The sequence below is a fragment of the Achromobacter sp. genome, assembly GCF_049647645.1.
Lineage (GTDB): Bacteria > Pseudomonadota > Gammaproteobacteria > Burkholderiales > Burkholderiaceae_B > Achromobacter.
Window position 1 is genome coordinate 1 of sequence record NZ_JBARYB010000048.1, and the last position, 23,513, is coordinate 23,513.

A 23,513-nucleotide genomic window follows, 5' to 3' on the forward strand; every position below is an offset into this window, starting at 1 on the left:
GCCTTGAGCCGGTGGCCGGACGGAGGGATCCGAAGCGCAGCCCCACCGGGGCGAGCATCGGAATTCCGCAGTCCGGACGCCGGCGACTCAAGAACCCTGTGTCACAAAACCGAAGTGCGGGGCGGCAGGGCTTCGCGCTTGCGGATGTCAGGGTTCTTTAGCCGCCGAGGCTGCCCTGCGCCATTCCGATGCTCGCCCCAGTGGGGCTGCGCTTCGGATCCCTCCGTCCGGCCACCGGCTCACGCCATCTGCCCATGAACGGGGTCCAAAACCAACGCATTGGGCGACTGCCAGCCGAGGACCCCGGAGTCATCCGAAGCGCAGCCCCACCGGGGCGAGCATCGGAATGACGCAGGGCAGCCTCGGCGGCTATAGAACCCTGACGTCCGCAAGCTCGAAGCCCTACCGCCCTGCACTTCGGTTTTGTGACACAGGGTTCTTGAGTCGCCGGCGTCCGGACTGCGGGATTCCGATGCTCGCCGCGCTGGGGCTGCGCTTCGGATCCCTCCGCCCGGCCACCGGCTCACGGCATCTGCCCATGAACGGGGTCCGAAACCAATGCATTAGGCGACTGCCAGCCGAGGACCCCGGAGCCATCCGAAGCGCAGCCCCACCGGGGCGAGCATCGGAATGGCGCAGGGCAGCCTCGGCGGCTAAAGGACTCTGACATCCGCAAGCTCGAAGCCCTGCCGCTGCGCACCCAAGATCCTGGCCGTGCCCCCTACTCGGACTCGCCCAGATAGGCCGCGCGCACCTTGGGATCGTGCAGCATGTCGCCAGCGGGACCGGACAGGATGATCTCGCCCGATTCCATCACGTAGCCGCGATGGCTGTTTTCCAGCGCCAGGCGCGCGTTCTGCTCGATCAGCAGGATGGTGACGCCTTCGCTGGCGATGGTGCGCACCACCTCGAAGACTTTCTCCACCATCAGCGGCGCCAGGCCCATCGACGGTTCGTCCAGCAGCAGCAGCCTGGGGCGCGCGATCATCGCGCGGCCCATCGCCACCATCTGCTGTTCGCCGCCCGACAAGGTGCCGGCTGCCTGCTTGCGGCGCTCTGCCAAACGCGGGAACAAGGTAAAGACGCGGTCCGTGTCCTGGCGGATCTGCGCCGCGTCGCGGCGGATGTAGGCCCCCATCGCCAGGTTTTCCTCGATGGTGAGCTGGCCGAAGATGCCCCGGCCTTCCGGCACCATGACCAGGCCGCGGCGCACCAGCTCATGCGACTTCTGGCCGCCGACGGACTGGCCGCCATAGACCACTTCGCCGCCCGCCAGCGGCACCAGTCCGCAGATGGCGCGCAGCGTGGTGCTCTTGCCGGCGCCGTTGGCGCCGATCAGGCAGACCAGCTCGCCTTCGTCCACGCGCAGGTCGATGCCGCGCACCGCGCGGATGCCGCCATAAGAGACCTGCAGGCCCCGCAATTCCAATAGGGGTTGGGATGCTGCCGTCATGCCGGGCGCTCCTGATGAATCTGCGGATCCTGCGCGGCGCCTGCGCCCAGATACGCTTCAATGACCTTGGGATCGCGCTGCACCTGGGCGGGTTTTCCCATGGCCAGCACCTTGCCGTATTCGAGCACCAGCACGCGGTCGCACAGGCCCATGACCAGCTTCATGTCGTGCTCGATCAGCAGCACGGTGACGCCGTCGGCGCGGATCTTTTCGACCAGCTTGCGCAGCACCACGGTTTCCGACGCATTCATGCCAGCCGCCGGTTCGTCCAGCGCCAGCAGCTTGGGATCGGTGGCCAGGGCCCGCGCGATCTCCAGGCGCCGCTGATCGCCGTAGGGCAGCGAACGCGCGACGTCGTTGGCGCGGTGGCCAATGCCGACGTAGTCCAGCAATTCCTGCGCCCGCGCTTCCGTGGCAGCCTCTTCGGCGCGCGTGCCTCGCGTGCGCAGCACCGCGCCGAACACGCCCGACTTGGTGCGCATGTGGCGGCCGATCATCACGTTCTCGATCGCGCTCAGGTTGGCGAACAGCCGGATGTTCTGGAAGGTACGCGCCAATCCGGCAAAGGCAACTTCATGCGGCTTCTTGCCGGACATGGACTCGCCATTGAAGGTGCAGTTGCCCTCTTCCGGGATGTACAAGCCGGTCAGCACGTTGAACAACGTGGTCTTGCCCGCGCCGTTGGGGCCGATCAGGCCGTAGATCTCGCCCTGCTCGATGTCGAAGCTGACGTCCGACAGCGCCTGCAGGCCGCCGAAGCGCTTGCCCAGTCCCTGGGCTTGCAGCAGTTTGCTCATGCCGCGCCTCCCTGGGTCTTGGTCGCGAGTTCACGCTTGCGCACCGCCGACGGCCACAGGCCGGCCGGACGGAACAGCATCACGCAAACCATGGCCAGGCCGAACAGCAGCATGCGTATGCCTTCGGGGTCCAGCACCACGGCGCCGAACAGCATGTGCTGCACGGGCTCGACCACTGCGCGCAGGAACTCCGGCAACGCGGCCAGGATCAGCGCCCCCAGGATCACGCCCGGAATGTGGCCCATGCCGCCCAGCACCACCATGCACAGGATGGAGATGGATTCCATCAGCGAAAAGCTTTCCGGGCTGACGAAGCCCTGCATCGAGGCGAACAACGCCCCCGCCACGCCGCCGAAGGATGCGCCCATCGCAAACGCCAGCAGCTTGATGTTGCGGGTATTGATGCCCATGGCCTTGGCGGCGATCTCGTCTTCGCGGATCGCTTCCCAGGCGCGGCCGATGCGCGAATTCTGCAGGCGCACGCAGACCACCACGATGATCAGCGTTATCGCCAGCAGCAGGTAGTAGTACTTTTCCGGCCCCGTCACGCGCAGGCCCAGCAGGCTTTCGGTGCGGCCGAAGGCGAACTCGCCGACCTTGAAGGTATCGATGCGGTTGATACCCTGCGGCCCGTTGGTGATGTTGACCGGCGCGTTCAGGTTGTTCAGGAAGATACGGATGATTTCCCCGAAGCCCAGCGTCACGATGGCGAGATAGTCGCCTCGGAGCTTGAGCGTGGGCGCCCCCAGCAGCACGCCGAACAGGCAAGCCACCGCGAGCGCGATCGGCAGGATCGCCCAGAACGGCAGGTGCAGGCCGAAGTGCGGCGAGGCCAGCAGCGCCCAGGTGTAGGCGCCCACCGCATAGAACGCGATATAGCCCAGGTCCAGCAGCCCCGCGAAGCCCACCACGATGTTCAGGCCCAGCGACAGCATCACGTACAGCAGGGCGAAGTTGAGGATGCGTACCCAGCTCTGCCCGGCCATGCCGATCACGAAGGGCAGCACCGCCAGCACCACGCCGATCAGCGCGATGCCGATCAGGTTGCGGGTGGAGAACCCGCTGCTTTTCAGGTTTGCGCTCATGCCCGGTCTCCCACGCGCTCGCCCAGCAGGCCGGACGGACGGAAGATCAGCACCAGCACCAGCACGAAGAACGCGAACACGTCCTGGTAGTGGCTGCCGAGGAAGCCGCCGGTCAGGTCGCCGATGTAGCCCGCGCCCAGCGACTCGATGATGCCCAGCAGCAGGCCGCCCGCCATGGCGCCGACCAGGTTGCCGATGCCGCCCAGCACCGCGGCCGTGAAGGCCTTCAGGCCCAGCATGAAGCCCATGGTGTATTGCGACACGCCGTAGTAGGTGGCGACCATCATGCCGGCCACCGCGGCCAGCGCCGAGCCGATCAGGAAGGCCGCCGAAATCACGGTATTGATGTTCACGCCCATCAGTCCGGCCACTTCGCGGTTCTGCGCGGTGGCGCGCATCGCCGTGCCCAGGCGGGTCTTGTGCACCACGGCCAGCAGCCCGCCCATGATCAGCGCCGCGATCACCACGATGGCGATCTGCAGCGAGCTCATGCGCGCGCCTGCGATTTCGAACACCTGCGGCGACAGCACCTGCGGGAAGTTCAGGTAGTTGCGGCCCCAGGCCATCATGGCCACGTTCTGCAGGATGATGGACACGCCGATGGCGGTGATCAGGGCGGCCAGGCGCGGCGCGCGGCGCAGCGGCCGGTACGCGACGCGCTCGGCGGTCCAGCCCACGGCCATGCACAGCGGCACGGACACCAGCAGGCCGACGCCCAGCACCACGAAGGCGGAGGTAGAGGGGTCGCCGCCCACCAGCGAGATCGCGATGGTGGTAGCGGCCATCGCGCCGATCATGACGACGTCGCCATGCGCGAAGTTGATCAGCCCGATGATGCCGTACACCATGGTGTAGCCGAGGGCGACCAGGGCGTACACGCTGCCTAGCGTGACGCCGTTAATCAGTTGTTGAATGAAGATATCCATAGGGGCCGCGGAATAAGCCTGGAAAAATTGCGCGGATCGTACGGTGGCGGCCCTCGAGCCTGCCACGGCGCCGCGCATGGCGCGCGCCGGGCGGCGCGCACGCTGCGATACGGGCGGGGACGCGGCGCAGCCGCCTCCCCGCCCCGGTCAAGCCGCCTTAGTTGGCCTGGCTGACCATCGTTTCAACCATCTCCCACTTGCCATTCTTGACTTCGTAGATGGTGACCGAGATTTCCTTCAGATCGCCCTTGGCGTCGTAGGAAATGTGCTCGCTGGTCGCGCCCTTGCGATTCAGCTTGGCCAGGGCCGGAAGATACTTCTCCGGCTTGGCCGAACCGGCCTGCTCGATGGCGGCGATCATGTTCCAGGCGCCGTCATAGGCGTAGGGCGCATACACGCCGGGGGCCTTCTTGAAGCGCGCCTGGTAGCGCTGCTCGAAGTCCTTGCCTGCGGCCATCTTGTCCAGCGGCACGCCAGCCAGCGAGGCATAGGTGCCGTCGGCGGCGTCGCCGGCCAGCTTGATGAAGGTGTCGCTGCGGGTCATTTCACCCGAGACCAGCGGCGCCTTCAGGCCCAGCGTGGCCAGCTGGCGCTTCATGGGACCGGATTGCGCGTCCAGGCCGCCGTAGAAAATGGCGTCGGGCGCGGCGCCCTTGATGTTGGTCAGGATGGCGGTGAAGTCGTTGGCCTTGTCGGTGGTGTACTCGCGGCGCACGACCTGGCCGCCGGCGGCCTTGACGGCCTTCTCGACCTCGTCGGCCAGGCCCTGGCCGTAGGCGGTGCGGTCGTCGATGATCGCGACCTTCTTGGCCTTCAGGCTTTCCACCATGAACTTGCCCACGGCGGCGCCCTGCTGGGTGTCGCTGGTCATCATGCGGAAGGTGGTTTCGTAGCCCTGCTTGGTGTATTCGGGCGACGTGGCCATGGCGATCTGGGGCAGACCGGCTTCATGGTAGACGCGCGAAGCGGGGATGGTCGTGCCCGAGTTGAAGTGGCCCAGGATGCCGACCACGTCCTGGTCGACCAGTTGCTGGGCGACCTGCACGCCGACGCGGGGGTCGGCCTGGTCATCGCGCGACACCAGCACGAACTTGGCGGTTTCGCCGTCGACCTTGATGCCCTTCTTGTTGGCTTCTTCCAGGGCCAGGTTCAGGCCGTTCTGCATGTCCTCGCCATAGTGCGATTGCGGACCGGTGAGCGGTGCGGCAAAACCGAACTTGACGTCGGCTGCCTGCGCGGAGGCGGCCATGCCGGCGGCGGCGATGCTGGCGGCGAGAAGCTTCAAAGTGGTGCGGAACTTCATGGGTATCCTCCGAGTGTCGGACTTAAGACCTTGTTATACCTGAGCTTTTAACCAGGCTTTTGGTTTTTCACTACTGCAAGCCCGATGTAGCGGGAGCTCGCGCATGCAGGTTCTGCAAAATCCGAAAGCCGGGTTGCGACTTTCGAATTTGAGGTGCGACCGGATTTTGCTTCCAGTGCAACCTTGACCGATATTGGAGATAACCCTTGGATACCCAAGGGTTGCCCCCATCGCCCTCAACCTATGGTCATCAGGCTGGCGTTGCCGCCCGCCGCCGCCGTGTTGACGCTGATGGAACGCTCCGTCAGCAGGCGTTCCGGCACATAGCCGGCGCCCGCCGCGATCGCGTCGGATGTCAGACCATGGACCGACAGGATGGCGCCAGGACGCTGGGCGATGCGCTGGTTCAGCGCCTGCAGCGCGTCGCCATCGCCCTCGAACAGCACGGCCTGATAGTCGGCCTGGTCGACCTCGTCGTCAGCCAGGATGCCCGCCTGCTCCTGCTGCCCGGCATCCAGCGACGCCAGCAAGGCCTGCGCCGCGGGCGTATCGGCGAACCAGGCATGGTTGCCGGTCAGCTTGGCAACCGACCACTGCGCCCGCGCGCCGGCCTCGGTGGCCGCCACGCAATAGACCGCGCCGCGCGGCTCGACCATATAGGTGTTGGTCTCGCCGGTCGGCCCCGGCAGCGCAATGCGCTGCGGCAGCGGCGCCGCCGCGTCCAGCGCCGGCGGCAAGCCTGCCGGGCGCGTGCCCAGCAAACGGTACATGTAGAGCGGGCCGCCGGCCTTGGGGCCGGTGCCGGACAGGCATTCGCCGCCGAAGGGCTGCACGCCCACCACCGCGCCCACGATATTGCGGTTGACGTAGACGTTGCCCGCATGAACCTGGCCGGTCACGTGGGCGATGGTTTCGTCAATGCGGGTATGCACGCCGAAGGTCAGGCCGTAACCGGTGCCGTTGATGGCGTCCAGCAAGGCGTCGAGTTCGTCGCGCTTGTAGCGCACCACGTGCAGCACGGGGCCGAACACTTCGCGCGTCAGTTCGCTGACGCTGTCGATTTCGATGATGGTGGGCGGCACGAAGGTGCCGTGGCGGCACTCGCCATTGAGTTCCACCTGGTCCACGCGATGGCCTGCCGTGCGCATCGTCTCGATGTGCCGCTGGATGCCGTTGCGGGCTTCGGTGTCGATCACGGGGCCCACGTCCACCGACAGGCGGTCAGGGTTACCCACGCTCAGTTCGCGCATCGCGCCGCGCAGCATGGTCAGCACGTGCTCGGCATTGTCTTCCTGCACGCACAGCACGCGCAGCGCCGAACAGCGCTGGCCGGCCGAATCGAAAGCCGAGGTCAGCACATCAAACACGACCTGCTCGGACAGGGCCGAGGAATCCACCACCATGGCGTTCTGGCCGCCGGTTTCGGCAATCAGCGGAATGGTGTGGCCGTGATCGTCCAGGCGGTCCGCCAGCGTGCGCGCGATGATGCGCGCGACGTCGGTGGAGCCGGTGAACATCACGCCGCGCACGCCCGGGCTGGCAACCAGCTGGGCGCCCACGGTTTCGCCGCGGCCCGGCAGCAACTGCACGGCGCCAGCGGGTACGCCTGCCGCCCGCAGGATGGCCACGGCTTGCGCGGCAATCAGCGGCGTCTGTTCGGCGGGCTTGGCCAGGACCGTGTTGCCGGCGGCCAGCGCGGCCGCGATCTGGCCGGTGAAGATGGCCAGCGGGAAATTCCACGGGCTGATGCACAGCACAGTGCCCAGCGGACGATGCGTGTCGTTGCTGAATTCGGTTTCGGCCTGGTCCGCGTAGTAGCGCAGGAAGTCCACCGCCTCGCGCACTTCGGCGATGGCGTTGGGCAGCGATTTGCCGGCCTCGCGCACGATCAGGCCCAGCAGGGTCTGCATCTGCTCTTCCAGCAGCTGCGCGGCGCGGCGCAGGCACTGGGCGCGCTCAGCCACCGGCGTGGATTGCCAGATCGGAGCGGCATTGGCGGCGGCGCGCAGCGCGGCCTCGGCCTCGTCCGCCTGCGCTTCGACCACGTGGCCCACCACGTCGCGCAGGTTGGCCGGGTTGCGGACTTCCATGGCGCGGGCGGCATCCCAGGCTTCGTCGCCTTCGCCCAGCATGGGCCCGGCGCGCCACGGCATGCCGGCGCTGGCCAGCAGGGCCGCGGACAGCGATCCCAGGCGATGCTCGTTGCTCAGGTCCAGGCCGGCCGAGTTGGCGCGGGCGCCTTCTTGCAGATCGCCATAGAGTTCGCGCGGCAGCGGGATCTTCTCGTGCGGCGCACCCAGCGGCACGATGCGCGAGGCGGCTTCCACGGGGTCGGCCACCAGGTGCTCGACCGGAATGCTGTCGTCCCCGATCAGGTTCACGAACGAGGTGTTGGCGCCGTTTTCCAGCAGGCGGCGGACCAGATACGCCAGCAGCGTTTCATGGGTGCCGACCGGCGCGTAAATGCGGCACGGACGATTCAGCTTGCCCTGGGACAGCGGACCCACGACTTCGTCATACAGCGGTTCGCCCATGCCGTGCAGGCACTGGAATTCGTACTGGCCCGGGTAGTAGTTCTGGCCGGCCAGTTGATAGACCGCGGCCAGGGTGTAGGCATTGTGTGTGGCGAATTGCGGGTACACCGCCTCGGGCGCGCCCAGCAGCTTGCGGGCGCATGCCAGGTAAGCCACGTCCGTGTAAAGCTTGCGGGTATAGACCGGATAGCCTTCCAGGCCGTCGACCTGCGCGCGCTTGATCTCGCTGTCCCAGTAGGCGCCCTTGACCAGGCGCACCATCACGCGGTGGCGGCTGCGGCGGGCCAGGTCGATTACGTAGTCGATCACGAAGGGCGCGCGCTTCTGGTAGGCCTGAATGACGAACCCGATGCCGTTCCAGCCGTCCAGCTCGGGCTCGAAACAGAGCGCCTCCAGCAGATCCAGCGAGATTTCCAGGCGGTCCGCTTCCTCGGCGTCGATGTTCAAGCCGATGTCGTAGCTGCGCGCCAGCACGGTGAGCGCCTTCACGCGCGGCAGCAGCTCGGCCATCACGCGTTCGCGCTGGCCGCGCGAGTAGCGCGGGTGCAGCGCCGACAGCTTGATCGAAATGCCCGGACCTTCATAGATACCACGGCCGGCCGCGGCCTTGCCGATGGCATGGATGGCCTGCTCGTACGAGGCGTAATAGCGGTCGGCATCCTCGGCCGTGGTGGCGGCCTCGCCCAGCATGTCGTAGGAATAGCGGAAGCCGCGGGCTTCCATCTTGCGGTTGTTGGCCAGCGCTTCGGAGATGGTCTGGCCCGACACGAATTGCTCGCCCATCATGCGCATGGCCATGTTCACGCCCTTGCGCACCAGCGGCTCGCCGCCCTTGCCGATCAGGCGGGTCAGCGCCTTGGACAGGGACTGCTCGCTGCTCACGGCCACCAACTTTCCCGTGATCATCAGCCCCCAGGTCGCGGCATTGACGAACAGGGATTGCGAGCCGCCCATGTGCGACTTCCAGTCGCCGCGGGCGACCTTGTCGCGGATCAGCGCGTCGCGCGTGGCGCGGTCGGGAATGCGCAGCAGCGCTTCGGCCAGGCACATCAGCGCCACGCCTTCCTGGCTGGACAGCGAAAACTCCTGGATCAGCCCTTCCACCCCGCCGCCGCTGCGCTTGCCGCGCAGCTTCTTGACCAGGTCGGCGGCCATGGCGTGGATCTTTTCCAGATTGGGCATGCGGGCCTGGCCCAGCAGCAGCGGCACGCACTCGGGCTCGGGACGCCGGTAGGCGGCGGTAATAGCGGCGCGCAGCACCGACTGCGGCTGCACATCCTGGCCAAATTCGTAGAACGGCGGCGTGGGCGCCGCATGGCCTTCGCCCGCTTCGTCCTCGCCGCCCGCATCCATGCCCAGATGGGACATCTCGGCGGGCAGATGGCCGCGCTCGATCTTGTCCAGGTAGGAAAGAATCGCCTGCTTGTGCAGCCAGTGCGGCGTGCAGTTGAGCTTTTGCGCGGCGGCCTTCAGCCGGTCGCGGAGCGCGTCGTCGACTTTAACGCCTAGGGTCGTGCTGGCCATAAGAGATTGCGTCCTGTCGCATGGCAAAGGTAATACCGGCCCCTAGCGGGACCCGGCATGGGTAGGACCGTATGCTAGACAGGTTGCAACTTTGTTTGCACTATGGTTAACCCTAGGTTAACCATTTGAGATCAGGCAGGATTTTGGGCAGCGCGGCCAGCGCGGCGCAAGCCGCTTTCCCCGCGCACAGCGCTCAGTCCTTGAGCGCCGCGCAGCCCAGCATCTGGACCGAAGCCGATCCCGTCGGGGTCTGGCCCCGGATGGCCGAAGCCATGGCGCCAGCCAGGCTGACCACGGCGCGCTGTTGCGCGGCGATCAACGCCGGCACGCCTGCTTCCGTCACCGGTTCCGTGACCACGCTGCGGCACAGCAGGCCTGAACCCTTCATATTGACCGGCCGCACGCGCCAGGTCGCATCCAGCTGGGCCATGCGGCCCGATTCCAGCTCGAAGCGCTGTACATCGGTCTGCACCCGCCACACCGCGGCGCCCGGCCCCGGCTTGACCAGTTGCACGTCCAGCGCCCCTAGCTCCCGCTTCAGCGCGTCCGACAATGCGCCGCGCAGCTCGTCGCCCAGCGGCGAGCTCCAGCGCTCGGAGTAGAGCGCGGCCAAGCTGCCCTCGCCAGTGCGCACCATCAGCTGCGGTTGGTCCGCCTGCGTCGAAATGTTGACCGGTTGCACTTCGATCAGGAAATTGGCCGGCGCCACGCCAGCCCCCGGGGCCTGGGCTGCCGGCGACTGCAAGGTGTGGTACTGCACGGGCGCCGACGAACCGCAGCCGGCCAGCGCGGCCGTCAATGCCAGCAAGGACAGGATCGGACGCAAACGAGGCGCCAACCTGCCCGCGGACCGGGGCTGCTCGGAACTCGGGTTCGCCTGATTGGCGCTAGGGAATGGGCGTCTATTCATGGGTTTCAGTTCCTGACAGGACCGGCGCCGGGGATCGGGTCTGGGCCGCGGCCGCGCAACAAGGCCTCGGGATTGGCTTGCAGGAAGTCGGCCAGGGCACGCAGCGACCGCGCCGCGCGGCCCAGTTCCTGCATCGCTTTCTCTGTGTTGACCGGCAAGGAGGAATCCGAAGCCAGCAGCGCGTTGACCTGCGCCATCGACTCCTTGGCCTGCTTGAGCATGCTCTGCGCTTCGGGCGCGACCTGCTTGTCCAGGCGGTTCATCAACTTGGAGGTGCTGGCCAGCGTGGTGCGCAGGTCCTCGCCGATCTTGTCGAACGGAATCTTCTCGATCTTGGCGACGATGTTGCTGATCTGCTGTTGCAGCTGATCCAGGTTGCCGGGGACCGTCGGAATCATGGCCGGATCCGACAGCTTGAATTCAACCGGCTTGGCGTTCGGGAAGTCGTCCAGCGCCACGTACAGCTGGCCGGTCAGCAGATTGGCGGTGCGCAGCTGCGCGCGCAGGCCATGCTTGATCATGCCGCCCAGCAAACGGTTGCCCGCGGCGTCGCCGTCCTTCACGGCGCGCTCGCGCACTTCGTCGAACACGCGGCCCAGGCGCTCCGGATACAGCGTGGCGTCCACCAGCGAGTAGAAGCGCTTGGCGATCGGATCGAAATCCATGTTGATCTGCGTGACATTGCCCAGCGTGATGCCGCTGAAGTCGATCGGCGCACCCACCGTCAGGCCGCGGATCGACTGGTCGAACCGCATCCGGATCGGGAATGCCTCGCCATCCGGATTGGCCTTGGCGGCCGTCTCGGTCGGGTACAGGTCGAACTGGGCATCGGCTTGCGCCTGCTTGCCAGCGTCGCGCGCGCTGATGACGGGTTCGAACGCGACGCCGCCCACCGCCATCGACACCAGCGACTGCGTGCGCACCTTGAGGCCATCGGCATTTACACTGAAATCAACACCGCTGGCGTTCCAGAAACGCGTACCCTGGGTCACGAACTTGTCGTTGGGCGCGTCCACGAACACTTCCACGTTCACGGCCTTGCCGGTTTCGTCGAGCGCGTAGCCGATCACCCGGCCAACGTTGATGCGGCGGAAATACACGGGCGAACCGATATCCAGGGACCCCAGATCGGACGCCTTGAGCTTGAAGCGCTTGCCGGCGCGGTCATGCGTGACCGCCGGCGGGACTTCCAACCCTTCGAAATGCAGCTTGGTGGCCTTCTTGGAACTGTCCTTGCCCTCGACCGCATCCACGCCGATATAGGCGCCCGACAGCAGCGTGCCCAGGCCGGACACGCCGCTCACGTCCAGGCGCGGACGCACCACCCAGAAGTTGGTGCCTTCGCGCGCCAGGTCCGAGACATCCTTGGACAGTTCGGCCTGCACCACCACCTTGGTACGGTCTTCGTTGAAGCCGATGGAGCGCACCGTGCCGATGTTCACGTCCTTGTAGCGCAGCTGGGTCTTGCCGACTTCCAGCCCTTCGGCGGTGTTGAATGAAATGGAGATGTCGGGACCCGCCTGCATCCAGGTCCGCACGACCAGCGACAGGCCCATCAGGGCCGCCACGATGGGCACCAGCCAGATCCATGAAATCCGGCTCTTCTCCTTGCGCGAGATCGCCGGTGAGGCGAACTTCTCTTCACCGGATCCGGGTGCTTGCTCGGACATCTACTCTTCCTTGTTCTTGGGCAGGAACCGCGGTGCTCCCTAGCCCATTTCCTTGGTGGCGGCAGGCGCCGGCTGGCGCCCGCCTTCCACCGGCGCCGATTCTATTTCACTTTGTCCTTCCAGGTCCCAACTGCGGCGCAGGTCGAAACTCATGGCGGACAACATGGTCAGGATCACCACCACGCCGAAGGCCGCCGCGCCCGCGCCAGCGCTGATCTCCATCAAGCCCTGGAAATCCGCCAACGCCGCCAGCAATATAACGACAAAAACGTCCAGCATCGACCATTGGCCGATGAACTCGACCATTTGATACAGGCGGGTGCGCGGACGCAAGTTCGTCGTGCTGCGCCATTGCTCGGTCAGGAGCAGCAGGATAAGCGCCAACAACTTGGTCAGGGGCACCGCCACGCTGGCGATGAAGACGATCAGCGCGATGTCCCAGGAACCCATTTCCCAGAGTTCGACCACCCCGCCCAGGATGGTGTGGGCGCTGTTGCCGAGCACGGAGCTGACCTGCATCACCGGCAGCACATTGGCGGGAATGTAGAACACCACGGCCGCCAGCAGCAGAGCCCAGGTGCGCGCCAGATGATCGGGCTTGCGGTAGTGCACCAGCGCATCGCAACGCACGCAATGGTGCTCCCCTTCCGGGTCGCCTGCGCGCGGCACGGCCTGCACCTGTCCGCAAACATGGCATCCGGTCAGGACAGAGTCAGGCCCGGCTTGGGGCACATGCACCGGCACCACACCCACGCTCTCGGCATAGCGCCACAGCACGTGCGGCGACAGCCGCCCCAACATGGTCAGCAGAATAGTGAGGACGCCGAACGCGGCCAGCCCGATGCCCGGAGCCACCGCGGCCATGCCTGCCAGCTTCACCACCGCCACCAGCACGCCCAGCAGAAACACCGGAATCATGCACCAGGGCCGCAGCACGCCCAACAAGCGCATGGCCGTGCGAAAGCCCACGGGCTCGCGCCCTCTGGACAGCGGCCCCAACACCCACAGCAGCACGGTCAGTTGCAGCATGGGCAAGGCGAAACCCGCCATGCCCGTCATGACGGCGACGACCCAGTGGCCCTGGCGCCAAGTAATCGAAATGGCATCCAGCAAGGAAGCCTGCTGCGTCATGCCCTGCACGGCCATGGAGGCGACAGGGTAGGCGTTGGCCACCCCGAACACGATGAGGGCCGAAATGGCGAGCGCCAGCCAATTGGACAAAGTAAGCCCGCTGTAGCGCCACAAGATGGCACCGCAGCGGGCGCAATTGGCGGTCTCCCCAGGTTCAAGCTGATGCCGGCGATAGATGCTTGCGCAGTGTTCGCACTCGATCAGCGGCTGGCGGTCCGCGGTCATTGAGTAGCCTAATCGACCAGTTCGACTTCCTGCTTGTCAGGCGCATCCGACGAGGGCGGCTTGCCGTTATCGTCGAAGTCCAGCTTGACCTTGCCCTCCTCGTCCAGATCCACCGTGACCGTGCCGCCGTCGACCAGCTTGCCGAACAGCAGCTCGTCGGCCAACGCGCGCCGGATGGTGTCCTGGATGAGGCGCTGCATGGGGCGTGCGCCCATCAGCGGATCGAACCCTTCCTTGGCGAGATGTTCACGCAGGGGGGTGGTGAAGACCGCTTCCACGCGACGCTCGTGCAACTGGTCTTCCAGCTGCATGAGGAACTTGTCCACCACGCGCAGGATGATCTCGCGATCCAGCGGCGCGAACGGGATGATCGCGTCCAGGCGGTTGCGGAACTCGGGCGTGAACATGCGGCGGATTTCCGCCATTTCGTCGCCCACCACGCGCGAATTCGCGAAACCGATGGACGGACGGTTCAAGGTCTCGGCACCCGCGTTGGTCGTCATGATGACGATGACGTTGCGGAAGTCGGCCTTGCGGCCGTTATTGTCGGTCAGCGTGCCGTGGTCCATGACCTGCAGCAGGATGTTGAACACATCCGGATGCGCCTTTTCGATTTCATCGAGCAGCAGCACGCAATGCGGCTGCTTGGTGATGGCCTCGGTCAGCAGGCCGCCCTGGTCGAAACCGACATAGCCCGGAGGCGCGCCGATCAGGCGCGACACCGCGTGCCGTTCCATGTATTCCGACATGTCGAAGCGCAGCAGCTCCACGCCCAGCGTGAAAGCCAGCTGGCGGGCGACCTCGGTCTTGCCTACCCCGGTGGGGCCGGAGAACAGGAAGGCGCCTATCGGTTTTTCCGGCTTGCCCAGGCCCGAACGCGCCATCTTGATGGCGGCGGACAGGGCCTCGATGGCGTTGTCCTGGCCGAAGACCACGGTCTTCAGGTCGCGGTCCAGTGTCGCGAGCTTGCTGCGGTCGTCGTTGGAAACGGACTGCGGCGGGATGCGCGCGATCTTGGACACGATGTTCTCGATGTCCACCTTGCCTATGACCTTCTTCTGGCGCGAACGCGGCAGCAGGCGCTGCGCGGCGCCGGCCTCGTCGATCACGTCGATGGCCTTGTCCGGCAAATGGCGGTCATTGATGAAGCGCGCGGACAGCTCGGCGGCGGCCGACAAGGCGGCAGCCGAGTAGCGCACGCTGTGGTGCTCTTCGAAGCGGCTCTTCAAGCCGCGCAGGATCTGCACGGTCTGCTCGACGCTGGGTTCGGCCACGTCGATCTTCTGGAAGCGGCGCGACAGCGCGTGGTCTTTTTCAAAGACGCCGCGGTACTCGGTGTAGGTGGTGGCGCCGATGCACTTGAGCTGCCCGGAAGACAAGGCCGGCTTCAAGAGGTTGGAAGCGTCCAGCGTGCCGCCCGAGGCCGAACCGGCGCCGATCAGGGTATGGATTTCGTCGATGAACAGGATGGCGTCGGGATTGCCGCGGATCTGCTTGAGCACGCCCTTCAGGCGCTGTTCGAAATCGCCGCGGTACTTGGTGCCGGCCAGCAAGGCGCCCATGTCCAGCGAAAAGACCTGGGCGGCCTGCAGGATTTCAGGCACTTCGCCGCGCGTGATGCGCCAGGCCAGGCCTTCCGCGATCGCGGTCTTGCCCACGCCGGCCTCGCCGACCAGCAGCGGGTTGTTCTTGCGGCGGCGGCACAGCACCTGGATCACGCGCTCGACTTCGTGCTCGCGTCCGATGAGGGGATCGATGCGGCCCGCCAATGCGGCGGCGTTCAGGTCGGTGGCGTACTGGTCCAGCGGCGACTGACGCGATTCGCCCTGTTCTTCACCATTGGTCTGCTGCTCTTTCTGCACGGCGGCGGACTCCACCTGGGGCTGTTTGGTAATGCCATGCGACAGAAAATTGACGACATCCAGCCGCGTCACGCCCTGCTGCTGCAGGTAGTACACGGCGTGCGAATCCTTTTCGCCGAAAATGGCCACGAGCACATTCGCCCCGGTGACCGGCTTCTTGCCGGTGCCTCCCGCGGATACATGCATGATGGCGCGCTGGATCACCCGCTGGAATCCCAGCGTGGGCTGCGTGTCGACCTCGGCGCCGCTCGGGATCACCGGGGTGTTCTCCGAGACGAACTGGCGCAGGTTGCGGCGCAAGTCGTCCAGGTTGGCGGCGCAGGCGCGCAGCACTTCAACGGCCGAAGCGTTGTCGAGCAACGCCAGCAGCAGATGCTCGACGGTAATAAATTCATGCCGGGCCGAACGGGCCTCGACGAAAGCCATATGCAGGCTGACTTCAAGCTCTTGAGAAATCACGCTTCCTCCGTAACGCATCGAAGCGGGCAAATACACGATTCATATTCTATGCCGATCATGGCGTAACGCCAGCGATTTCAAAAACCACTCTATCGTGGCGGCCTTGCGTATCCATGACGGTAAGCGTATATCGGCCGTCCATGGCCAGCACTAATTTAAACGGATGACTCGACGCGCCGTGGCCAACCACGCGCCCGTCCAGCATCCACCATACTTCGCCTTCTGTTCCCTGCACATCAACATCCAACGCCACCTCGCGTCCGCCCGGCACGGGCCGCAGCACCGAGCCGCTGGCCACGCCGCCCAGGCGCAAGGGTCCGCGCGAGGCGTCGGCGTAGCCGGCAAACGACGGCGGCGCCGTTTCATTCAGCACCCAGGCCGCGCGCTGTTCCGGACATGCGCCGGATGGCACGCTGCCGAGCTTGTACCCCAGGGGCCAGCATGTCACCGCCGCCTGCACCGTTTCGGGCCTGACGCGGACTTGCTGGGCGCCTTCCGGCAAGGCCGCCACGATATCCTGCAGTAGCGGCGCCGCCACGTTCGCCCCGAAAAATCCGGGGTTGGGCGTGCCGTCCGGGCGACCGACCCAGACGCCGATCGTCCACCTGTCGGTCACTCCGACGGCCCAGGCATCCCGGAATCCGAAACTAGTTCCGGTTTTCCAGGCAAGTTGCCGCGCCGGACTGCCCGATTGGTAGAACGGGCGGTCCGGATGCCCCCCGCTCTCCAGGATGTCACGGACGATCCAGGCCGCCCCAGGACTCATCATACGGGACTCGACCTTCGCCTGCTCCGGCCGCAGGCGGGGCCGCCCGGAGACGCCGCCGCGGGCCAAGGCCCGATAAGCGCCCACCAGTTCTTCCAATGTGGTGCCACCCCCGCCCAAAATCAAGCTCAAATTCGGCTCGGCGCCGGCAGGCAAACGTAACCGTACCCCGCCGGCCAGCATGACCGAGGCGAAACTGCTGGGTCCGACGCGGTCCAGCAGGTCCACGGCCGGCACGTTGAGCGAACGCTGCAAGGCCTGCGCCACACTGATCGGGCCGGCGAACGCAGCCTGGAAATTGCCCGGCGCGTAGCCGCCAAACGACATCGGCGCATCCATCAGCAGGCTTTCGGAGTGGATCAGGCCCTCGTCGAGCGCCTGGGCATACAGGAAGGGCTTAAGGGTGGAGCCCGGCGAACGCACGCCGCGCACCATATCCACGTGGGCGGCGCGGCTATCGTCGGAGAAATCGGCGGAGCCGGCGTAGGCCTTGACCTCCAGGGTGTCGTTGTCCATTACCAGCACGGCCATCGACACCTTGGGCGGCAGGCCATCCACGCGGTCTTGCAGCATGCGCTCCACCGAGGCCTGCATGTCCGCGTCCAGGGTGGACGTGACCACGGCGGGCCGCTCCCCGGGACGTCGGCCAGCCGAACGCTGGCTGCCCGCTTCCTGCAGTAGACGCTGCGCGGCCAGAGGCGCCAGCCAGCGCGCCCGCAAGGGCGGCGCGACCACGGTCTCGATCTTGGCGTCGGCGACCTCGGCCGGGGTCCAGCGGCCGAGCTCGACCATGCGGTCCAGCACCTTGTCGCGCGCGGCCTGCGCGGCCTCGGGATGACGGTCGGGCCGCAGGCGCGACGGCGCCTGCGGCAGGGCCGTCAACATCGCCGCTTCGGCAGGGCTCAGGTCGCGCGCCGGCTTACCCAGCCACAGGCGCGAGCCCATTTCCACACCTTCCACGATGCCGCCCATGGGCGCGTGGGTCAGGTACAGCGACAGGATCTCGTCCTTGCTGTAGTGCATTTCGAGTTGGATGGCGCGCCAGGCCTGCCGCAGCTTGGCCGACATCGAGCGCGACGGCTTGCCGGCCAGTTCCGGATCGATCAACCGGGCGACCTGCATGGTCAGGGTGGAACCGCCCGACACGATGCGGCGGTTGGTGGCCCACTGCCAGCCGGCGCGCGCCAGCGCCACCGGGTTGACGCCCGGATGCCAGTAGAACCAGCGGTCCTCGTAGGTCAGCAGCGTTTCCAGATAGCGCTCGGACACCTGGTCGGGCTTGACCGGATATCGCCAGATGCCGTCACGGCTGGGATAGTTGCGCAGCGGCGTGCCGTCAGCGGCCACGACGACGGCAGCGCCGCCCGAATCCACGGCCGGCAAGGGATAAAGGCGGTCCAGCGCGAATAACAACGCGGCCAGCGCAAACAACGCGCTGGCCGCGAAGATTCCTCGCCGCCGCCAGCGGCGGGCGCGCGAGGCGCCCGCCACGGGGGTGGCGGCGGGGTTCAAGGACGCTTGGCGCCGCGGTCGCGGATCTCTACCGTGCTCCATTGCTCGCCTACGCCCCGGATTTCAGGCCGGTACATGTCTTCGGCCACCGTCGACGGCACTGCGTAGCGGCCCGGCGTCACGACGCGCACCAGATAGAACACGTCCACCTTGCCGCGTCCCAGCGACACCGCGGCCACATAACGGTCGTCGCGGAATTCGCGGTGCTTGATGTTGGGATCGGACATGGCTTCGGCCACGCGGCGTCCGCCTATGGTCCATTCCTGCATCTCGGGGCTTTGCGACAGGTTCAGGTTTTCGACTTCAAAACCCGCCGGCACGCGGTCCACCAGCAAGCCATCCGGAATGTTCTGGTTGGCGCTGGCCTGCACCCACACCACCAGCATGTCGCCGGTCTGCAGGCTGCCGCCATCCCACGGACGGCCGTCAGGACGGTACCAGCCGCGCTTGAGCTGGATGACGTCGCTGCGCGGCGCGGGCGTGGCGGTCGGGCTGCCCTGGATGTCGTATTCGACGAACAGGGCCTGGCTGCCGGTGTTCAGCAGTTGCGTGCCCGCCAGATCGGCCGCCGACAGCGACACGCTCTGGTCGCTCTTGCCGCCGACCAGCGGCTTGCTGACGCCGTTGACGGTCAGCGTGGCCGACCAGGGCGTGGACTTGTCGCCGCCCAGTGCGCGGGCCGTCAACAGCAGGGCCATCTGCTCTTGGGTCGACAGGTACGAGCGGTTGCCCAGGCGGCTGGCCAATTGCGTCAGCAGGTTTTCCAGGCGCTCATGGCGCAGCTCGTACTTATTGGCGATCGCATAGGCCAGCGCGTAGTCGCGCACGCTGCTGCCGTAGTCGCCCAGCCAGTCGTCGTAATAGCCGGAGTTGCGACGCGTGTTGAGTCCGTACTCGCGCGCCATGGCCTGGTCGAGCGCACTCTTCATGCGCCCTTCGTCGCCCATCAGCTTGAACGCGGCCGCCAGCTGAATCAGCGGCAGCGGCGAGCGGGCGCGCTCCTGGTAGTTGTCGTACAGCTGGCGCACCGTGGACAGCGGCGCCTTCTTGTCGCGCGCCAGAGCCAATGCGGCAGTGGCCAGGCCGGCGAAGCGGCGGTGGTCTTCCCGCAGGATGCTGGCGTCGTTGGCGTCGTAGCGCCCGGACTCGAGGTTGCGCTTCAGGTTGGCCGACCAGGTGCCGAACGCGCCGGAGCTCTGCTGCACCTGCTCCAGCAGCCACTGGCGCGAACGGTCCAGCGATGCCTCGGGCACCTCGAAACCGTTGTCGCGGGCGTCCTGCAGGAAGCCGACGGCATAGGCCGTCAGCCACACGTCGCGCGAGGACGAGCTGCTCCACAGGTTGTAGGAACCGACGGCGTTGCGCATGCCGGCCAGGCGGCCGATCGCGCCAGCCACCTTGGCATCGCGCTCGGCCTTGGTGCGCGGCTTGAGGCCGAACTGCTTGGCCGCGTCCTCATCCAGCATGACCCACGGCAGCGTCGCGCTGATGGTCTGCTCGGTGCAGCCATAGGGATAGTTGAGCAGCCCTTCGACCAGGCGGTTGACGTTGATCGGCGGACGGTTCGAGACCGTCATGCTGACCGTGGTCGAATCCGGGTAGTAGGAAGCCACCCACGACGCCTGCGGCGCGTTGGCCTCGCCCGGACCCACGCGCAAGCGGCGTACCTGGCGCTCGGCCGCGTAAGCCGGTTGCACCTGCAGCACGGATTCGCGCACGATGTGCACAGGCTTGCCACCGCCCTGCCCGTCGACGGTCAGGCGCATCAGGCCCAGGCCGTACGAACCGGTGGTGGTGGCGGTGAAGCGCAGGGTGGCGCGCTGCTTGTCCTTCAAGGTCACGGTCTTGACGCCGTCGACGATGCCCAGCGGGTCCAGCGCTTCCAGCTTGACCGTCACCTTCTGCTCGGCGCCGCTCATGTTGGTCAGATCCAGCGCGATCGCGGCCTGGTCGCCCGGGGTGATGAAGCGCGGCGTGTTCAGCTCGGCCACGATAGGCGCCGCCACCACCATCTCGGTGTCGGTGCTGCCGTAGTTGTCCGGCGTGAAGGCCACGGCCATCAGGCGCAGGGTGCCGTTGAAATCGGGCAGGTCCAGCGGAATGTCGGCCTCGCCCTGCTCATTCAGCGTGACCGGACCGGAGAACAGGTCCACCAGCTTGACCTTCTTGGGCAGGCTCTTGCTGTCGCCGCGCATGGCGGCGTCGCCACCCCACTTCAGCTTGCCCTTGGTACCGTCCATCTTCTCGATCAGCTTGCCGTACATGTCCAGCAATTCGGGCGCGTAACGGTGCTTGCCGAAGAAGTAGTCCAGCGGATCCGGCGTCTTGTACTGGTTGATGTTGAGGATGCCCACGTCCACCGCCGACAGGGTCACGGTGGCCTGCTTGCCCTGGGCGCCGTCGACCTTGACGCGCACGGTCGCCTTGGTCTCGGGCACGGCCTTGGGCGGCGCCGTCAGTTTGACGTCCAGCTTGCGGTCGCCGCTGGCGATCGGCAGGAAGGTCAGGCCCAGCGCGCGCGCCGGGGTCACGCGGTCGCCCTCGCTGCCGGGACGGAACACGGCGGCGGCGATGTACAGGTCGTGGCGCTTCCAGCTCTTGTCGACCGGAATCTCAACCTGCGTGCCCGTCGCCTTCACGGCCACCCAGGTGGACCACAGCATGCGGTCGCCTTCGACGGTGATGAGCGCCTGGCCGTCATGCGGCGGCGTCAGGGTCAGCTTGACCGTGTCGCCCGGCTTGGCGGGAACACCTTCGAGCTTCATCTGCACGCGGTCGGGGCGATTGCCCATGGAATCGGCGTCCTGCGCGTTCCAGCCAGCGTAGAAGCGGTAACGGAGGGTCTGGCCGGTTTCGGGATCGGCGATCTCCAGGCGGTAGCGGCCCCACTTCACAGGGACGGTCAACTGGGCGCGGTCATTCAGCGCGATCTCGCGCGAATCCAACAATTCGTCGGTTTCGGTGTAGCCGCTGTTCCAGCCGCGCTGGTCGTCGAAACGCCAGTAGTATTGGCGCTCTTCGCGGTACAGGCGCATCTGCGCCTGCGCCAGCGGCGCGATCTTGCCCTGCGCGTCCACGCGCACCACTTCAAAGCTGGCGGGCGCGCCTTCGCGGGCCACGTCGCCGTCGAACTGCGGGCGCACGGCGATCAGGCGGTCGGCGGGCCAGACGCTGCGCTCGATCTAGCGCACCACCGGGCGGCCGCCCGATTCCAGCAGGCTGGCCGATACCCGAACCTTCATCGGCGAACGCGTGCCGCCGGTGCGCGGGTCAACCTCGAGCTGGCCGTGGCCCTTGTCGTCCAGGGCCGTTTCGGGCAATTCCTCGAAATGGCGACGAGCATCGTCGGCGACATCGCCGAAGATGAAGCCGGGCCATTGCTGGGGCAGCGCAAAACGGTCGCGCTTGACCTGGAAGCTGGACAGCAGGCGGTTGCCGGCGGCGGGCGCACCGTAAAGATAGTCGCCCTGCACGTCGATGGTCAGCGTTTCCTCGGGCTCGAGCACCTCCTGGTCGGAGGTCAGCGCCATCTTCATGCGTTCGGGCAGGAATTCCTCGACCTGGAACTTCCAGGACGCGTCCGGCGCGCGCGACGCGGGGTCCACGCGCAGTTCCAGCATCCAGGTGCCGGTTTGCGCGTCCAGCGGCAGATCGATGCTGCGCTCGATGTAGCCGGGCAGATCCTTCTTGGGCTGCCACAGGGTGGTCAGCACCGTACGGCCGTCGGGGCGCTTGATGGTGGCAGTCAGGGGCGACGGGGCCAGCATGCGGCCGTCCAGGTCGCGCGGCAGGACCGACACGTTGAAGGTTTCGCCGGGGCGGTACAGGTTGCGGCCGGCGTAGACGAACAGGTTGTTGGGGCGCGAAACGTGGCCGCCCGTGTCGAATTCGGACAGGTCCAGGGCGGGTTCGCCCAAGGCCAGCACCGTCATTTCCTTGTCGCGCGAGGCGCGGATGACGCGCGCATTGGCGAAGCTGCCGTCAAAGCGGACATGGCCCTGGCCATCCGCGGCGGCCTTGGCCAGCGACTTGCCGGCGCCATCCACCAGTTCGAACACGGCGCCCGAAATCGCGGTACCGCTCTTCAGGGACACGGAATAGGCTTCGATGCGGTCGCTGTAGCGGCGCGCGTGCAAGCCGATGTCGCTGACGTAGAAATACGTCACCTGGTATTCGTAACGGAAACGGCCGGGCTGGCTCATCACCGCAACATAGATGCCGGGTTCCTGCAGTTCCTTGATGCCTTCGACGGGCAGGAAGGTGACGTGGCGGCGGTTGGGCTTGTCATCGGTAACGAAACGGCCTTGATAGACGCTAGTCGTCAGCGAGTTCAGGCGATCCAGGTCCCAGTTGCTGACCGAGCCTTTCAGGCTGCGGTTGTCGGAATAGCGCCAATTGTCCTCTTCGTCACCGCCCTCGGCTTCCTCGTCGGCGGAGGAACCGCTGCTGCGGCCGATGCCCAGCACGGTATCGAACAGTTCAGGCACGCGCTCCGGCGACACGCGCAGGAACTGCACGTCCACTTCGGATACGTTCACCGTGGCCACGGGCAAGCCGCCGTTCTGGCCGGCCGGCAGCACCACGCCGCGGCTGGCGAAGTAGAACGACGGCGGCATGGCCTGCGTGTTCACCTCGCAATTCGATGCCTCCGCCAGCTTGACCCCGGCGCCCGCGCCAGGCAGTCCGGCGCGCACCGCGATCGCGTACGAGCGCTGCGGCTGGACGTAGGGGAAATACACCATGCGCGGGTTGTCACCGACCACCCAGCTGCCCTTCAGGATCTTGCCCTTGGGCGCCGAGTCGCCCGGCTTTACCGAGGCAGGCCGATCGCCGCTGGTGGTGGCCGATTCATGATCCTGGTCGGTAGCCGTCCCCGTGTCCGTCACCTGCAGAAAGCTGTCCAGGTTGGACTTGGCGTCCACCGGCTGCGTGAAGGTCACGGCAAGCGCCAAGGTGTCGTTGTACTGGCGCGGTTGGCAGGAAAGCGCCGCAAAGGGATCGGCCGCGCCGACCACCGCGCTGGCGGGCAACGCCGGTTTGGCGTCGCCGCCCGTCGGGGCCGCAGGCTGCGACACGACGGCTGGCGCCGGATTGGCGGGTTGACGCTCCTTGCCCATCCACCAGCCCACGCCGATGGCGCCGGCCAATACAACGATCCCGGCTGTCGCCAGCCAGGCCTTGCTGATCTTTCCACTCACGGTAAATCTCCCGCTCACTCAAATATTCAGACGCACCGCCCCTTAGCGGCGGAGCTGCCGACCTGATCATTCCGCGTGCTTCTCGGGTACGCGGATACTGCATTTCAAAATAACCGGACAACACAACGCCGCCATGACAGGCGGCGCATCAAATGCTG

The 23,513-nt window shown here is 66.5% G+C and carries 11 protein-coding genes and 1 pseudogene; all 12 read right to left on the minus strand.

Annotated features, from left to right (window positions below; translation table 11 throughout):
* Positions 1-721: 721 nt before the first annotated feature.
* Positions 722-1,453: an ABC transporter ATP-binding protein gene (locus WBB14_RS04700; RefSeq protein ID WP_424238780.1), complete on the minus strand. Its 732-nt coding sequence runs from the start codon at positions 1,451-1,453 to the stop codon at positions 722-724.
* Complete coding sequence (locus WBB14_RS04705) at positions 1,450-2,250, minus strand: ABC transporter ATP-binding protein (protein ID WP_424238781.1); 801 nt, start codon at positions 2,248-2,250, stop codon at positions 1,450-1,452. Before WBB14_RS04705 ends, WBB14_RS04700 begins: the two co-directional genes overlap by 4 nt.
* Positions 2,247-3,335 carry an ABC transporter permease subunit gene (locus WBB14_RS04710; protein ID WP_013394753.1) on the minus strand — a complete coding sequence of 363 codons (1,089 nt, stop codon included), beginning with the start codon at positions 3,333-3,335 and terminating at the stop codon, positions 2,247-2,249. Before WBB14_RS04710 ends, WBB14_RS04705 begins: the two co-directional genes overlap by 4 nt.
* Entirely contained in the window at positions 3,332-4,339 is a 1,008-nt protein-coding gene (locus tag WBB14_RS04715) for a branched-chain amino acid ABC transporter permease (RefSeq protein WP_424238782.1), read from the minus strand. Before WBB14_RS04715 ends, WBB14_RS04710 begins: the two co-directional genes overlap by 4 nt.
* A 79-nt stretch (positions 4,340-4,418) precedes the next feature.
* On the minus strand, positions 4,419-5,564 hold the full coding sequence (locus WBB14_RS04720; RefSeq protein ID WP_088141350.1) for a branched-chain amino acid ABC transporter substrate-binding protein: 1,146 nt from the start codon (positions 5,562-5,564) through the stop codon (positions 4,419-4,421).
* Between the two features lie 236 nt (positions 5,565-5,800).
* Positions 5,801-9,622, minus strand: coding sequence for a trifunctional transcriptional regulator/proline dehydrogenase/L-glutamate gamma-semialdehyde dehydrogenase (gene putA, locus WBB14_RS04725; protein WP_424238783.1), 3,822 nt, complete (start codon positions 9,620-9,622; stop codon positions 5,801-5,803).
* Positions 9,623-9,815: 193 nt separating this feature from the next.
* Positions 9,816-10,448: a PqiC family protein gene (locus WBB14_RS04730; RefSeq protein ID WP_424238784.1), complete on the minus strand. Its 633-nt coding sequence runs from the start codon at positions 10,446-10,448 to the stop codon at positions 9,816-9,818.
* An 89-nt stretch (positions 10,449-10,537) separates the two neighbouring features.
* On the minus strand, positions 10,538-12,202 hold the full coding sequence (locus tag WBB14_RS04735) for an intermembrane transport protein PqiB (RefSeq protein ID WP_424238785.1): 1,665 nt from the start codon (positions 12,200-12,202) through the stop codon (positions 10,538-10,540).
* A gap of 39 nt (positions 12,203-12,241) precedes the next feature.
* Positions 12,242-13,558, minus strand: a complete 1,317-nt coding sequence (locus tag WBB14_RS04740; RefSeq protein WP_424238786.1) for a paraquat-inducible protein A — start codon at positions 13,556-13,558, stop codon at positions 12,242-12,244.
* An 8-nt stretch (positions 13,559-13,566) separates the two neighbouring features.
* Complete coding sequence (clpA, locus tag WBB14_RS04745; protein ID WP_424238787.1) at positions 13,567-15,879, minus strand: ATP-dependent Clp protease ATP-binding subunit ClpA; 2,313 nt, start codon at positions 15,877-15,879, stop codon at positions 13,567-13,569.
* Positions 15,880-15,934: 55 nt separating this feature from the next.
* Positions 15,935-18,157 carry a penicillin-binding protein 1C gene (gene pbpC, locus WBB14_RS04750; protein ID WP_424238788.1) on the minus strand — a complete coding sequence of 741 codons (2,223 nt, stop codon included), beginning with the start codon at positions 18,155-18,157 and terminating at the stop codon, positions 15,935-15,937.
* A pseudogene (locus WBB14_RS04755) lies at positions 18,154-23,355 on the minus strand (alpha-2-macroglobulin family protein). The gene pbpC and the pseudogene WBB14_RS04755 overlap by 4 nt, the downstream one beginning before the upstream one ends.
* Positions 23,356-23,513: the final 158 nt, after the last annotated feature.